7 protein-coding genes are annotated in these 13,109 nt (G+C 62.2%); 2 read left to right on the top strand and 5 right to left on the bottom strand.

From position 1 onward, the window contains the following. Positions 1–22: 22 nt before the first annotated feature. A complete protein-coding gene (betB, locus tag AB688_RS00720; protein ID WP_063541583.1) occupies positions 23–1,495 on the bottom strand; it encodes a betaine-aldehyde dehydrogenase in 1,473 nt (490 codons plus the stop codon). A gap of 30 nt (positions 1,496–1,525) precedes the next feature. Continuing rightward, positions 1,526–2,191 carry a transcriptional regulator BetI gene (gene betI / locus AB688_RS00715; RefSeq protein WP_054891206.1) on the bottom strand — a complete coding sequence of 222 codons (666 nt, stop codon included), beginning with the start codon at positions 2,189–2,191 and terminating at the stop codon, positions 1,526–1,528. Positions 2,192–2,668: 477 nt separating this feature from the next. Here betI and AB688_RS00710 point away from each other — a divergent pair, with 477 nt between their 5' ends. Beyond that, entirely contained in the window at positions 2,669–4,672 is a 2,004-nt protein-coding gene (locus tag AB688_RS00710) for a BCCT family transporter (protein WP_054891207.1), read from the top strand. A gap of 282 nt (positions 4,673–4,954) precedes the next feature. Continuing rightward, entirely contained in the window at positions 4,955–9,559 is a 4,605-nt protein-coding gene (locus AB688_RS00705) for a dermonecrotic toxin domain-containing protein (RefSeq protein WP_231100343.1), read from the top strand. Between the two features lie 21 nt (positions 9,560–9,580). Here AB688_RS00705 and AB688_RS00700 read toward each other — a convergent pair whose 3' ends face one another. The 3 genes from AB688_RS00700 to AB688_RS00690 all read right to left on the bottom strand — a co-directional run bounded on the left by AB688_RS00700 (position 9,581) and on the right by AB688_RS00690 (position 13,058). Continuing rightward, positions 9,581–10,345, bottom strand: a complete 765-nt coding sequence (locus AB688_RS00700) for a divergent polysaccharide deacetylase family protein (RefSeq protein WP_063541579.1) — start codon at positions 10,343–10,345, stop codon at positions 9,581–9,583. A gap of 8 nt (positions 10,346–10,353) precedes the next feature. Continuing rightward, positions 10,354–11,679 carry a S41 family peptidase gene (locus tag AB688_RS00695; protein ID WP_054891210.1) on the bottom strand — a complete coding sequence of 442 codons (1,326 nt, stop codon included), beginning with the start codon at positions 11,677–11,679 and terminating at the stop codon, positions 10,354–10,356. 86 nt (positions 11,680–11,765) lie between these two features. Further along, positions 11,766–13,058: a murein hydrolase activator EnvC family protein gene (locus AB688_RS00690; protein WP_054891211.1), complete on the bottom strand. Its 1,293-nt coding sequence runs from the start codon at positions 13,056–13,058 to the stop codon at positions 11,766–11,768. Positions 13,059–13,109: the final 51 nt, after the last annotated feature.

Genomic DNA, 13,109 nt, shown 5'->3' with positions numbered 1-13,109 from the left:
CACGGGCGTGGCCAGACCGGTCTTAGAAGACCGAGTTGTAGCCGCCCAGCTCGACCTGCACCGACTTGATGCGAGTGTATTGAGCCAGCGAGCTGACGCCGTTTTCACGGCCGACGCCCGACTGCTTGTAGCCGCCAACCGGCATCTCGGCTGGCGATTCACCCCAGGCGTTGATCCAGCAGATACCGGCTTCGAGCTTGTGGATGATGCGGTGTGCGCGGGTGATGTCGTTGGTGCATACGCCCGCAGCCAGGCCGTACTCGGTGTCGTTGGCGCGGCGGATGACTTCTTCTTCGGTTTCGTAGGTGAGGATGCTCATCACCGGGCCGAAGATCTCTTCCTTGACGATGGTCATGTCGTCGCGGCAGTCGGTGAACACGGTCGGGGCGACGAAGGCGCCCTTGGCGAACGCGCCTTCGGTCAGACGCTCACCGCCGCACAGCACGCGGGCGCCTTCTTCCTTGCCCTTGGCGATGTAGCCCAGGACGCTTTCCATGTGCGCGAAGCTGACCAGCGGACCGAAGTTGGTGTTCTCGTCTTCCGGGTTGCCGATGCGGATGCGGGCGACGCGTTCGGCGATCTTGGCTTCGAACGCGGCTTTCATCGCTGCCGGAACGAACACGCGGGTGCCATTGGTGCAGACCTGACCGGAGCTGTAGAAGTTGGCCATCATCGCGATGTCGGCGGCCTTGTCCAGGTCGGCGTCGTCGCAGATGATCAGCGGCGACTTGCCACCCAGTTCCATGGTCACTTCCTTGAGCGAGGAGCTCGAAGCGCTGGCCATGACTTTCTTGCCGGTGGTGGTGCCGCCGGTGAAGGAGACTTTCTCGATGCGCGGGTGCTCGGTCAGCAGGGTGCCGACTTCACGGCCGCTGCCGGTCAGGACGTTGAACACGCCATCCGGCAGACCGGCTTCGGTGAAGATCTCGGCCAGCTTCAGGGTGGTCAGCGAGGTGACTTCCGACGGCTTGAAGATCATCGCGTTGCCGGCGGCCAGGGCTGGCGCAGACTTCCACAGGGCGATCTGGATCGGGTAGTTCCACGCGCCGATACCGGCAGTCACGCCCAGCGGCTCGCGGCGGGTGTAGACGAAGGACGATTCGCGCAGCGGGATCTGCTCGCCTTCGATGGCCGGGATCAGGCCTGCGTAGTACTCCAGCACATCGGCACCGGTGACGATGTCGACGTAGCGGGTTTCGGAGTACGACTTGCCGGTATCCAGGGTTTCCAGCATGGCCAGCTCGTCGTTGCGCTCGCGCAGGATGTCGACGGCGCGGCGCAGGATGCGCGAACGCTGCATGGCGGTCATCGCGGCCCAGACTTTCTGGCCACGTTCGGCGCTCTCGACGGCGCGCTCGACGTCAGCCTCGGTCGCACGCTGGACGTGGGCAAGGACTTCGCCGGTGGCCGGGTTGATGGCTTCGAAAGTGGCATCCCTGCCAGCGTCGACATAACCACCATCGATGTAGAGTTTTTGCGTTCCGAAACGGGCCATAGAGTCCTCGCAAGTGCAGTGTGTGATTGGCTAGCCGCGTCGTGCTCCTGCCGGTTGGGCAGTCGCTGCGTGCGATCGTTCAGCCGCCTGGGGGTTGGTAGCCAGGTCGTGCTGCTTAGCCAGTTGTAGATCCATGTATTCGTAGGCGATCCGTATTGCCTGCTCGGTGTCGAACGCGTCGCCCGAGAGCGCACCACGCAGCCACAGGCCGTCGATCAGGGCCGCCAGCCCGCGAGCAGCCTTGCGTGCATGGTAGAGCGGCAAGACACGACGGAACTGGCAGCACAGGTTGGAGTAAAGGCGGTGATCGTTGATCCGCTGCAACCTGTGCAAGGACGGCTGGTGCATGCTGGCGGCCCAGAAGGCCAACCAGGTTTTCATTGCCGGGCCGCTGACCTGGCTTGCGTCGAAGTTGCCTTCGACGATCACTCTCAGGTGCGCCCGCGGGCTGTCGTCGGTGAGGGCTTGTCGGCGGGCGACGGTGCCTTCGCTCAACGCATTCATGAGGTAGCGCATGGTCGCTGCGATCAGGCCGTTCTTGTCCTGAAAGTAGTGACTGATGATGCCGTTCGACACACCGGCCAAACGGGCAATCAGCGCAATGCTGGCATCTCCCAGACCGACCTGGTCGACAGCCTGCAATGTGGCGTCGATCAACTGCTGGCGGCGGATGGGTTGCATACCGACCTTGGGCATCTTGCTATCTCCTCAGGCCTGCGAGCGGACAACACGCATCCGACTCGGCGAGGGCCAGTCTATTTTGTTTTGATTGAACGTTCAATCAATAAAGAATAAGCTCTGCGACAATTTGTGCCATTGACAGTCTTTCAGGCGGTCGAGAAGGCACGGATTGACACCCCAGGAAAACGTGTAACCCCCGGAATACAAGGCGTTGACGGGCAAGAACGGTGCATGGACAGATTCTGCCGAGCGGTCGATGACCGCGCGGACGACCCTTGGAGCGGGTCAGGCGAGCTGTGACCAATGCGCGCATCCAGTGAGGATGAAGGCGCTCAGGTGCAGTCCGCCGGTCTGTTTTTTTGCAGCGTTTCGATTCGGGATCACGGTTTCCAAGGTGCTTTTATAACACCTGACGCAGTGGAGCTATTGCACCAATTGCGCGGGAAATGACTGATTAGCCTCCACAGCCGTACTGCCCGGAGCATTCGTGCAATGAGTTCTGCCTCCCTGACAAAGCCCCCCGCCGAGAGGGTTCGGGTCAACCGCGTGGTGTTCCTCACCTCCGCGCTGCTGGTCCTCGCGTTGACTGCCTTGCTTATCGCTGTACCCGAAACCGCCGGCCAGGTGCTGGGCGTGGCCCAAAAATGGCTGACGCGCACTTTCGGCTGGTACTACATGCTGGTGATCTGCGGTTACCTCGTGTTCGTCGTCTACCTGGCCTTCTCCGACTACGGCAAGCTCAAGCTGGGCGGCAAGGACGACCAGCCCGACTTCAGCTACGGCGCCTGGGCCGGCATGCTGTTCTCCTCCGGTATTGGCATTTCGCTGCTGTATTTCGGCGCATCCGAACCGCTGGACCACTATTTCAATCCGCCGGAAGGCACCCCTGCCAGCCTCGAGGCTGCGCGCCAGGGCCTGCAACTGACCTTTCTGCACTGGGGCCTGCACGGTTGGGCGATCTACGCCCTGGTGGGTCTGGCCGTGGGCTACTTCGCCTACCGCCACAACCAGCCGCTGGCGCTGCGTTCGGCGCTGTACCCGCTGGTCGGTGAGCGTTGGGTCAAGGGCGCGGCCGGCAATGCCGTGGACATCTTCGGCATGTTCGTCACCCTGCTGGGCCTGGTGACCAACCTCGGTATTGGCTCGATGCAGGTCTCCTCGGGCCTGGAGTACCTGTTCGGCATGGATCACAGCAAGACCAATCTGCTGGTGGTCATTCTGGTGATGGCCGGTGTGGCCACCGTAGCCGCGGTCTCGGGTGTGGAAAACGGCATTCGCCGCCTGTCCAACCTGAACATCATGCTGTTCAGCGGGCTGTTGATCTTCGTCCTGCTCGGCGGCAATACCCTGCACCTGCTCAACGGCTTCGTGCAGAACGTCGGCGACTACCTCAACGGCATCGTACTCAAGACCTTCGACCTGTATGTCTATGAAGGCGAGGCCGGCAAGTCCGAGCGCTGGCTGGGCCTGTGGACCGTGTTTTACTGGGCCTGGTGGATCTCCTGGGGCCCGTTCGTCGGCATGTTCATCGCCCGTATCTCCAAGGGTCGTACCGTGCGCCAGCTGGTCAGCGGCGTGCTGCTGATCCCGCTGGGCTTCACCCTGGCGTGGCTGTCGATCTTCGGCAACACCGCGCTGGACCTGGTGATCAACCAGGGCGCCGTTGAGCTGGGCAAGACAGCGCTGGAGCAGCCCTCGATGTCGATCTACCAGTTGCTGGAGTACTTCCCGGCGGCCAAGATCGTGATCGGTGTGGCGGTGTTCGTCGGCTTCGTGCTGTTCCTCACCCCAGCCGACTCGGGCGCGGTGATGATGGCCAACCTTTCGTGCAAAGGCGGCCAGGTCGACGAGGATGCGCCGCACTGGATGGTGGTGTTCTGGTCGGTGATCATCACCCTGGTTACCATCGGCCTGCTGTTCGCCGGCAACTTCGAAGCCATGCAGACCATGGTGGTGTTGGCCGGCCTGCCGTTCTCGGTGGTGCTGGTGCTGTTCATGTTCGGCCTGTACAAGGCGATGAAGCAGGATGTCGCGGTCGAGCAGGAGCGCGCGGAGCTGGCTGCCCGTGGCCGTCGCGGCTTCAGCGAGCGCCTCACGCAACTGGAGCTTGAGCCGACCCAGGCGGTGGTGCAGCGCTTCATGGACAAACAGGTCAGCCCGGCCCTCAAGGAGGCGGCGGAACAACTGCGCGCCCTGGGCTTCGAGGTGGAGACCCGTGTCGGTCAGTCGCGCAACATGATGGGCGTGCGGGTGATGATGGAAGAGGGCAACCCGTTCGTTTATGAAGTCAGCCTGGACGGCTACCTGGCGGCACCGAGCGAGGCGTCTGCCGGGGGCGAACCAGAAGTGCGCCAGCGCTTCTACCGCGCCGAGGTGTACCTGCACAACGGCAGCCAGGAGTACGACCTGATGGGCTTCCTGCCTGAGCAGATCGTGCGCGATGTGCTCGATCAGTTCGAAAGCCACCGCCAGTTGCTGGGGCGTGTCTACAGCTGATCGCTTAGGCGGCGTATCGTTGTGAAAAGGGCTCTGTCGAATGACAGGGCCCTTTTTCTTCAGCGGGCGGTCACGTTGGGGCGGACCGGCGATTGCCGTTGCCCATGGTCAACCGGTGCGCAAAAGCATTATGTACCTCCCAGTGATATCGACTGGCGCGGAGGCTTTGGCTTCATTTCACAACGAGCCTTGAGCATGTCTACTACCTCCGTGAGTTACCCACCCTACGACCTGTACAGCGCAGTCGCTGCGCAGTTCGCTAATCGACCGACCTTGCGCGAAGTGCTCGACCAGCAGGTCATGAAGATAATCGTCGAGCAGTATCCGCTGATCGCGATTCATCGCCCCGAGATGACTTCTGCACAGCCACTCTCGCTGCTTTGCTCCACCGCAGATGACACCTACCGCACTGAGTTGCTGATCGACCATCTGCTGCAGTTGGTGCTCGATGGCAAGCGCGTGGATTTCGCCAGCATGGGCGCTTATGCGCTGAGCCTGAATCCGTACCAACGCCTCTTCGCCATCAAGTCGCCCTTCGAAACCAGTGATGGAGACCTGATCAAGCCCGAGAAGCTGGTCGAACCGCTCGACAAGATGCTGCCTCTGTTGCCCCACTATCTGCAGCAGGCGCAGATCGGCTACTGGAATGGCGACGGCCAGGGCAACCGGGATCTCTGGTTGCAGCAAGTGCTGCGTGCCAGCCTGCTGCAAGGCCTGGACGAGGCTGACCTTGAGGAGGCCGAGCGCGCCTGCCTGCGCCAACTGCTGTTGGGGAACACGCGTAACGTCGAGGTGCAGGCCGTTCGCGTGCAGATGCACTTGGGCGATCGACAAAGCAGTGAACTGTTGCCCGGCTTACTGGTGACGACCCTCGACACACCTCGTCCGCTGGTCTTTTGGTGCCAGCCGGATGGAGAGGTGCGTAGCTTCGAGTCACTGAGTGCCTTCGGCCGAGGGCTGCAGTTGCAGATGGCGCGGCGTTGCGAGTTCGATCGTATGAGCTGGAGTGGTTTCACGTCGGAGGGGGATGCGTTCGCCCTGCAAAGCGGGTTGCTGCTGGAGGTCCTGCTCGAGCGTCAGTCGCGTGTGCGCTGGGGGGCGGCTGATAGCGTCGCCGAGCTGGAGCGCCGGGTCGATGGTGCCTTTGACCCCTCGCGTTTTTTTGCTCAGCGCAGCAATGTGCCTGCCAAGCCGGTTGCCCTGTCGCTACCTGCTGGGATTCGGAGGGCCGGGGCTGAGGGGCAGGCCACCTATTTGCAGGCCATGCTCGATCTGACGCTGTTGCAGGGGAGTGACGGTGGTGAGCGCGCCATGGAAGGGGTGGATGATCTGCACACCTATGCAGCCCGTCGTCTTCGCGAGGAAATGCTTGCCGATCATCCAGTCGATGCCAACTACTTTGCCGATGATCTGCTCCTGACCATCGACACCTTTGTCAGCGACGGTCATGGCCTGGGTTTTGGGCAAAAGATCGACAGCCGTACCGTGACCCTGGCCGAGCTGGCCATCAGTCGGCTGGCTGCTTCGCAGGGTGGCGTGGTGACACACATCGCCCACCGTAATGAACAGTTGATCATGGACTGGATGAATGTCGATTACATCCGTGAACTGGTCGCACGCGTCGATATCGGCGGCACCTACCCGACCTACGTCAACGACCTGCTCGCCGATGCCACCGACAACGCCGAGCGTATCGCCCGTTTCGGTCGCCAATGGCGTATCACTTTGATGTTCGATACCGCTCGGGCGGTGGTGGTCAATCGCCTGGATACGTTTGCCTATGGTGCAGTCGCCCGCTTCTGTCGCGATGGAGACGCGCAAGCGGCCGGGGTGAGAATTGCACCCTTGGCCTTCAGGCGTTCTCCGACCTCGAAGAAAGTGGATCGAGTGCACGGTTTCTATGTCATTGAAATCGTCGACTCCGGCCAGGGTGTGCTGTATTGCCCTGTGTACACAGACGGCGCGGTCCATCTCTTCAAGGACGTCGATACCTTGATGGGGGCCATCCGCAAGCCTGGCAAACTACAGAACCTCGCGCTGATGTGGATGGATCAGAGCGAGCGTCCTGTCTACGACAATGGGGGATTCAACGAACCTCACCTGCCGCACTGGGTGTTCGACCCCTTCAGTCCACTGGACAAGCCTGATCCTGCTCAACTGGCGCTGGAATTCTGGGAGCAGGACATCGACGCACGGATGTTCCAGGCGCGGCATCAGGTGTTGGTCGAGCTGGCCGACCGTTCGGCGGTGAGCAACAGCGAGTTGCGGTGGGGGGTAGTGATCGCGTTTGGCTGGGAGCTGCTCAATGCGGTATTGCCTGTGCTGCCAGGCCCGGTGGTTTCGATTGCCTGGCTGTACATGGGCATCCGCAGCCTGGCCAGCGATGTACAGGGGCTTGGCAGTGACAGCACGGGGGAACGCATTCAGGCCGTGATCGACCTTTTGAACAATACCTTGATGGCATTGATCCATCTGCAGACCCCCAGGAACACGGTGCTGGGGCCGCAGTACGATGTTACGTCGCTCGAAGAACTGCCCGCGGCGCAGGACGTAGCGCTTCACCCGCTGCCGGAGCCTGAACGCAAGCCTGCGGGGCTGGTGCGTGACTTGTACGGCACCACGCAGACACATCTGGACTTTTCGTGGCGTGGGGCTGGCGGCCTCAACGGACTTTCGGCTTCTCAACGCAGTCGCGTGCGCGAATTGGCGGTCGAGGTATCGCTGGCTGGACACGCGCCCGACACGCAAGGCGCAACGGCGGGCTTGACTGCCGTCGACGGCAGGTACTACGTCAAGCTGGGGCAAGAGGTCTATCAGGTCGTTCTCCATGAAGGGGTGGTGAGAATCGTGGGGCCTGACCTGACGTCAGGACCTTGCCTGTACAACGATGGCGGTGGCTGGCGCATCGATACACGGTTGCAGGGGGGCGGTGGGCGTGGGCGCAGCGCTGCGCAGGAACGGCTGCGCCAGAAGATTGCCGCTACGATCCAAAAGTCGCTGGAAGAGGTGGAGCATCATTTGCTTGAGGCAAACAAGCCGATTCCTGAGTACCTGAGACAGAACAGCCAGATCCAGGAGCTGCGGGCCAAGATCGTGAAGCTGGAGGAAACATTGAACCAACCTCCTCCCACGAACCCGGAAGACCTCTCCCGATTCAAGACGTTGTCCGAACTGTACACAGCAAAGCGCGATGAGCTATTGCGCGCGATGCAGGACCTGCGCCGGCAGCGTGTCGAGCTGGTCTACTCCATGTTCGAGCACCAAGCCAGCGCGCAGCAGAGCATTGTCGAGCTGCTGGATAACCCCAACTATACGCGCACAACCGCCCATGGCAGGGACCTGCGACAAGCCCTTTCGAATGCACGTCACGACTTGATTGGCTATGGCCTGTTCCTTCTGGATGAAGCGGTGGCTGTGGGTAGTTTCCGCGAGTATGACCAGATCGTCCGCAACCTGAGCGGAGCTACGCCAGAAAACCGCGCGGTTCTCTACGCCAAGTGTCGAGAGTTGCTCGAGGGCATGGTCCTGGACCAACCAAGGATCATGGAGGTTTCAAGCCAAATGGATCATGTGCTGGCGGTCAGCGATATCGATATGAAGATCCAATCGAGCAGGGGCTCGGTCACCGTCGCTCAGGTCATCGCCTCGCGCAAGACTTCTACGGTCATGATTCGCTTCTTCCAGGCGATGAGCCTGGCCGAACTGGCACTTCGCTTCGAGGAGGGTGCCGCCAGCCAGCATTACACGATCTTCCGCGACGCGATTGCCAGCTACCGTTTGCGTGTAGCCGCAAATGCCCACCATCTGTCGATGTTCTGCGAACTGCCTATCGCCGAGCGCATCGAGGTGCTGCAAGGTGCCTGGGATGAGTATCTGGCGGCGATTCTCAACTGCGACCGCATCAGCAAGCTGGGCAGCGGGCTGGTCGATACCCAGCGCCTGGCAGCCTACAGAGAGCAGATGGTGAGCCTGAAGAAGATGGCAGGCGATGCGCTGGTAGAAGCCATGCGTGAGCAAGCTTCCGGACAAACCCAGGCCTCGCGCCGAATGGTTTATCCACTGCGGGTACTGCAAGTGGCGCGGACCCTTGCAGGTCAGACAGTGCTAGGTACAGAGGTGATGCTCGATGGGCAGGCGCAATTGCAGGTCAAGGGCGCGTTCAGCACCAAGATCCAGCACCGGTTTCAAAAGGTAGGCGGGACCTGGTTAGAGGAGGTCGAGAGCACGGAGCCTGAGTCGCAGTCGCGGACCTCGACGCCGGAATTCGAGAGGAAAAGCCGTGAACTGGCCGAAGGCATATTGGCGCAAAACGAGAGCGTCATCGAGCAGGCCAAGGCATTGGTAAGCAATGACGCGCAGGACAGCGGGTTGATCTCGATGCTTGATGCGCAGATCGCTGAAGTACTGGAGTTGCGCGAGCAATTGGCGGACGCGGATAGCACCGACAGCCTGTTAGGCCGCCTGGATGACGCGGTGATCCGGTTGCGCGAGCAGAAGCGCGAATGCCTGATCGAGCTTTATACCAAGACGCGCTATCCCGCTGCCCGGGGTCTGAGCTTTCTCCATCAGCAAGGCTTGATCACGGTTGAGTACGTGGGGCCGCGCAAGCAGGTTTCAGATGGCTATCTGGATGAATACCGCATCAATCTGCTCAAGTCACCTGGCGACAGTAAAGGCCGGCCCCTGTGGGCCGCGCACTTCCACTTCGCCGACTCACAGGCGGCGCCCACGGCATTCGGCAAAGGCCATCTGAAGCTCTGGAGCCAGCGCAAGATGGGCTACAGGGAGCAGATGAGGGCTGCGAGCGAGGGGCAGGTGCTGAGCATCTACCGGGGCAACCTGACCTACGCCCAGGCCAAGGACATCATTCCCTTCAACAGCCTGTAGGCGCTCTGAACGGCCAAGCGATCAACGGTTGCTGTAGCGACCGTTGCGACCGTGCGCCGACATGGCCTGGTTGCTGCGTTCGGCGATCATCTGGCGCAGTTCGATCAACTCGATGCCCTGGCGCTTGAGCCCGGGCATCTCTCGTTCGAGCACTTCGAGAGTCTGCGGGTAGGGGTGGCCGATCAGCACCGCTGAACCTTGCTTGCGGGCAAGCTCGATGCCTCGGCGCAATTGGCCGGCGATGGCTTCGGCTGTGCGTACGTCATCCAGAAACACATCCCGCGAGACGTGCGCCAATCCGATCGCCTGGGCCTCGGCCGCCGCCACCGTGGCGGCGCTGGTGCGGCTGTCGACGAAGAACAGCTCACGGCCCTGCAAGTTACCCATCAACCAGGCCATGGCGTCGCGCTGTGCGGTCATGCGGCTGCCCATGTGGTTGTTGATGCCTGCGGCGAAGGGCACCTTGAGCAGCGCTCCGTCGAGGCGTCGTGCCAGCTCCTCGAGGGGTAGCCCCGGATGCCAGGCATAGGGCCCGGTGGCCGGGTCCATCGGCATGTGCAGGATCACCGTACGTCCGGCCTTGTGGGCCTGGCGGGCGAAATCGGTGGCGTGCGGGGTGTCGGGCATGATCGCCATGGTGACCGGCCCGGGCAGGGCGAGGGTTCGGCTGTCGCGCTCGCTGTTCTGGCCCAGGTCGTCGATGATGATGCTCATGTAGGCCTTGGCCGGTGCCGCATGTGCGGTACCGGCCAGCAGGCAGAACAGCGTGAACAGCAGAAAACGCATGGTGGTTATCAATCACCCTTGGTGATGTTCAGGCCCTTGAGCAGGCTGAGCGCCTGGCTCAGCTGGAAGTCGTTATCCTGCGGGCGCTCGGTACGCTTGCTGCTGCCGGTCGGACGATCTGCGCCACCATTGCCGTTGCCCAGGTGACCCTGCAGATCGGCTTCCTTGAAGTTGTCCGTGTCGGCTTCTGCAGTGAGCTTGGCCTGGCGTACTTCAATGTCCGGCACAATACCCTGTGCCTGGATCGAGCGGCCGTTGGGGGTGAAGTACAGCGCGGTAGTGAGCTTCAGTGCGCGGTCGTTGGCCAGTGGCAGCACGGTCTGTACCGAGCCCTTGCCGAAGCTGTCGGTGCCCATCAGCACGCCGCGTTTCTGGTCCTGCAGGGCACCGGCGACAATCTCCGAAGCCGAGGCGCTGCCGCCGTTGATCAGTACCACCAGCGGTACGCCTTCGCTGGCGTCGGCCGGGTCGGCGGAGAAGCGCAACTCGGAGTTGGCGATACGGCCCTTGGTGTAGACGATCAGGCCTTTGGTGAGGAAGTGGTCGGCCACTTCCACTGCCGACTGCAGGACGCCGCCGGGGTTGTTGCGCAGGTCCAGGACCAGGCCGCGCAGCTTCTTGCCGTTATCCTTGCGCAGCTTGGCCAGAGCCTTGCCGACTTCTTCGCCGGTCTTGACCTGGAACTGGGTGATACGGATATAGCCGTAGTCGTTCTCGAGCAACTGGCTCTTCACGCTCTTGACCTGGATGACCGCGCGGGCCAGCGTCACGTCGAAGGGCGTGCCGCCATCGCGTACCAGGGTCAGGGTGATCTTCTGGCCGATCTTGCCGCGCATCTTGTCGACGGCCTCGGTCATGGTCTGGCCGCGGGTCGGGGCGCCGTTGATCTTGACGATCAGGTCGCCCGCCTCGATGCCGGCGCGTGAGGCCGGAGTGTCGTCGATGGGCGAGACCACCTTGACGAAGCCGTCCTCCATGCCAACCTCGATGCCCAGGCCGCCGAATTCGCCGCTGGTGCTTTCCTGCAGCTCCTGGAAGTCTTCAGGGCCGAGGTAGGCCGAGTGCGGGTCAAGGTTGCTGAGCATGCCCTTGATGGCATTTTCCAGCAGGGTCTTGTCGTCCACCGGCTCGACATAGGCTGCCTTGATGCGGTCCATGACCTCGGCGAAGGTGCGCAGTTCGTCCAGCGGCAGCGGCGCCTTGGCCGTCACCTCGGTGGCCGGCACGGCAGCCGCCTTGGCGGGCTTGACCGGCTCTGCGGCGCTGGCCAGGGGCGCGCCGACGACCAGAGCTATGGTCAGGGCCAGCTGGGTGAGGCGAGACGAGTGCAGCATGTCGAACGAACTCCTGATCCTGTAGGTGCTCCCGCGGGAGCATCGGTGCGGCCCACCGTCGGGCCTGACCGTAAATGTTGCGGTGCCTAGCCTCGGCACCATTGCGCAGGGTCGGTGGGCCGGCCCTGCTGGCGAATCGCGAAGTACAAACCTGCGCTGTCCTGGCCGCCGCTGTCGCCGACGGTAGAAATGGCTTCCCCGGCCTTGACGATGTCGCCGGCGCTCTTGAGCAGGCTCTGGTTATGGCCGTACAGGCTCAAGTAGCCATTACCATGGTCGAGAATGACCAGAAGTCCAGCGCCGCGCAACCAGTCGGCGAACACCACGCGCCCGCCATGTACGGCGCGCACCTGAGTGCCGGCACTGGCGCTGATCATCACACCGTCCCACTTGGCACGCGCATCACCGCCTCGCGTGTCGCCGAAGCGTGCCAGCAATCGACCATTGACTGGCCATGGAAGTTTTCCACGGGCGGCGGAAAATGCACCACCGTAGTTGGCGCCATCGCTGGACACCAGCGGGCCGAGCACGGTGCGGGCCTTTTTCGGCGGCTCTTGCGGCTCGTCGCGGCGAGCGTCGGCCAGCGCCTGTTCCTTGCGCCGCTTCTCTTCTTCCTGCTTGGCCAGCAGCGCCTTCTGCCGCGCTTCTTCGGCTTCACGGGCCTGGCGGGCGAGGGTTTCCTCGATGGTCTTGAGCACCTTGGCGAGGTCGGCCTGGTCCTGTTCGCGGGCCTGAAGCTTCTGGTCGCGATCCTTGACGTCGCTGTTGAGCTTGGCCAGTACCTGCTGGCGCTTGCTGCGTTCGGCCTCCAGTGCCTGGCGGCGGCTGTCGAGGTCGGCGCGCTGGGCCATCAGCTGTTCCTGCTGGCCGGAAATTTCCAGTTCGACATTGGCCAGCTGGCGCAAGGTTTCGTTGAAGGTGCGCAGTTGTTCCAGGCGTGCCTTGCTCAGGTAGTCGTAGTACGTGAGGGTGCGAGCGAACTTCTCGGGATTCTGCTGGTTGAGCAGCAGCTTGAGGTATTCCTCGCGACCGTTCTGATAAGCGGAGCGGGCCTGGATCGCGATCAGTCGTTGCTGTTCAACGCGGGCGCTCTGGAGTTTTTTTTTCTCGTGGTCAAGGCGCTCCAGCTCGCCCTCGGTCTTTTTTAGTTCTTGCTGAAGACCCTCCACCTGCTTTTCGAGATTGCCGATATCGGTCTCGGTGGACTTGAGGTCTTTCTGCACGCCGGCTTTCTCTTCCTGGAGCTTGCCCAGCATTTTCTTGAGCTCGGCGATGTCCTGGCGAGTGGCGTCCAGTTGTTGCTGGGTCTGCGCGCGCTCGTCGGCGAACGCCGGACTGAGCAGGCATGACAGGGCTAGGAGTATGAGGGCGCGGCGCATGGAATCGGGCGTACCAGGGATGGAGACTGGCCTAGTATGCCCGCCTGAGCG

Origin of the sequence: Pseudomonas putida (assembly GCF_001636055.1) — a bacterium.
GTDB classification, from domain to species: domain Bacteria; phylum Pseudomonadota; class Gammaproteobacteria; order Pseudomonadales; family Pseudomonadaceae; genus Aquipseudomonas; species Aquipseudomonas machongensis.
Note: the sequence above shows the minus strand (reverse complement) of the source record. Positions and strands in the feature narration are given on the sequence as shown.

Coding starts and splice junctions, on each gene's coding strand:
- betB (WP_063541583.1), bottom strand. CDS start 1,495: ATGGCCCGTTTCGGAACGCAAAAACTCTACATCGATGGTGGTTATGTC.
- betI (WP_054891206.1), bottom strand. CDS start 2,191: ATGCCCAAGGTCGGTATGCAACCCATCCGCCGCCAGCAGTTGATCGAC.
- AB688_RS00710 (WP_054891207.1), top strand. CDS start 2,669: ATGAGTTCTGCCTCCCTGACAAAGCCCCCCGCCGAGAGGGTTCGGGTC.
- AB688_RS00700 (WP_063541579.1), bottom strand. CDS start 10,345: ATGCGTTTTCTGCTGTTCACGCTGTTCTGCCTGCTGGCCGGTACCGCA.
- AB688_RS00695 (WP_054891210.1), bottom strand. CDS start 11,679: ATGCTGCACTCGTCTCGCCTCACCCAGCTGGCCCTGACCATAGCTCTG.
- AB688_RS00690 (WP_054891211.1), bottom strand. CDS start 13,058: ATGCGCCGCGCCCTCATACTCCTAGCCCTGTCATGCCTGCTCAGTCCG.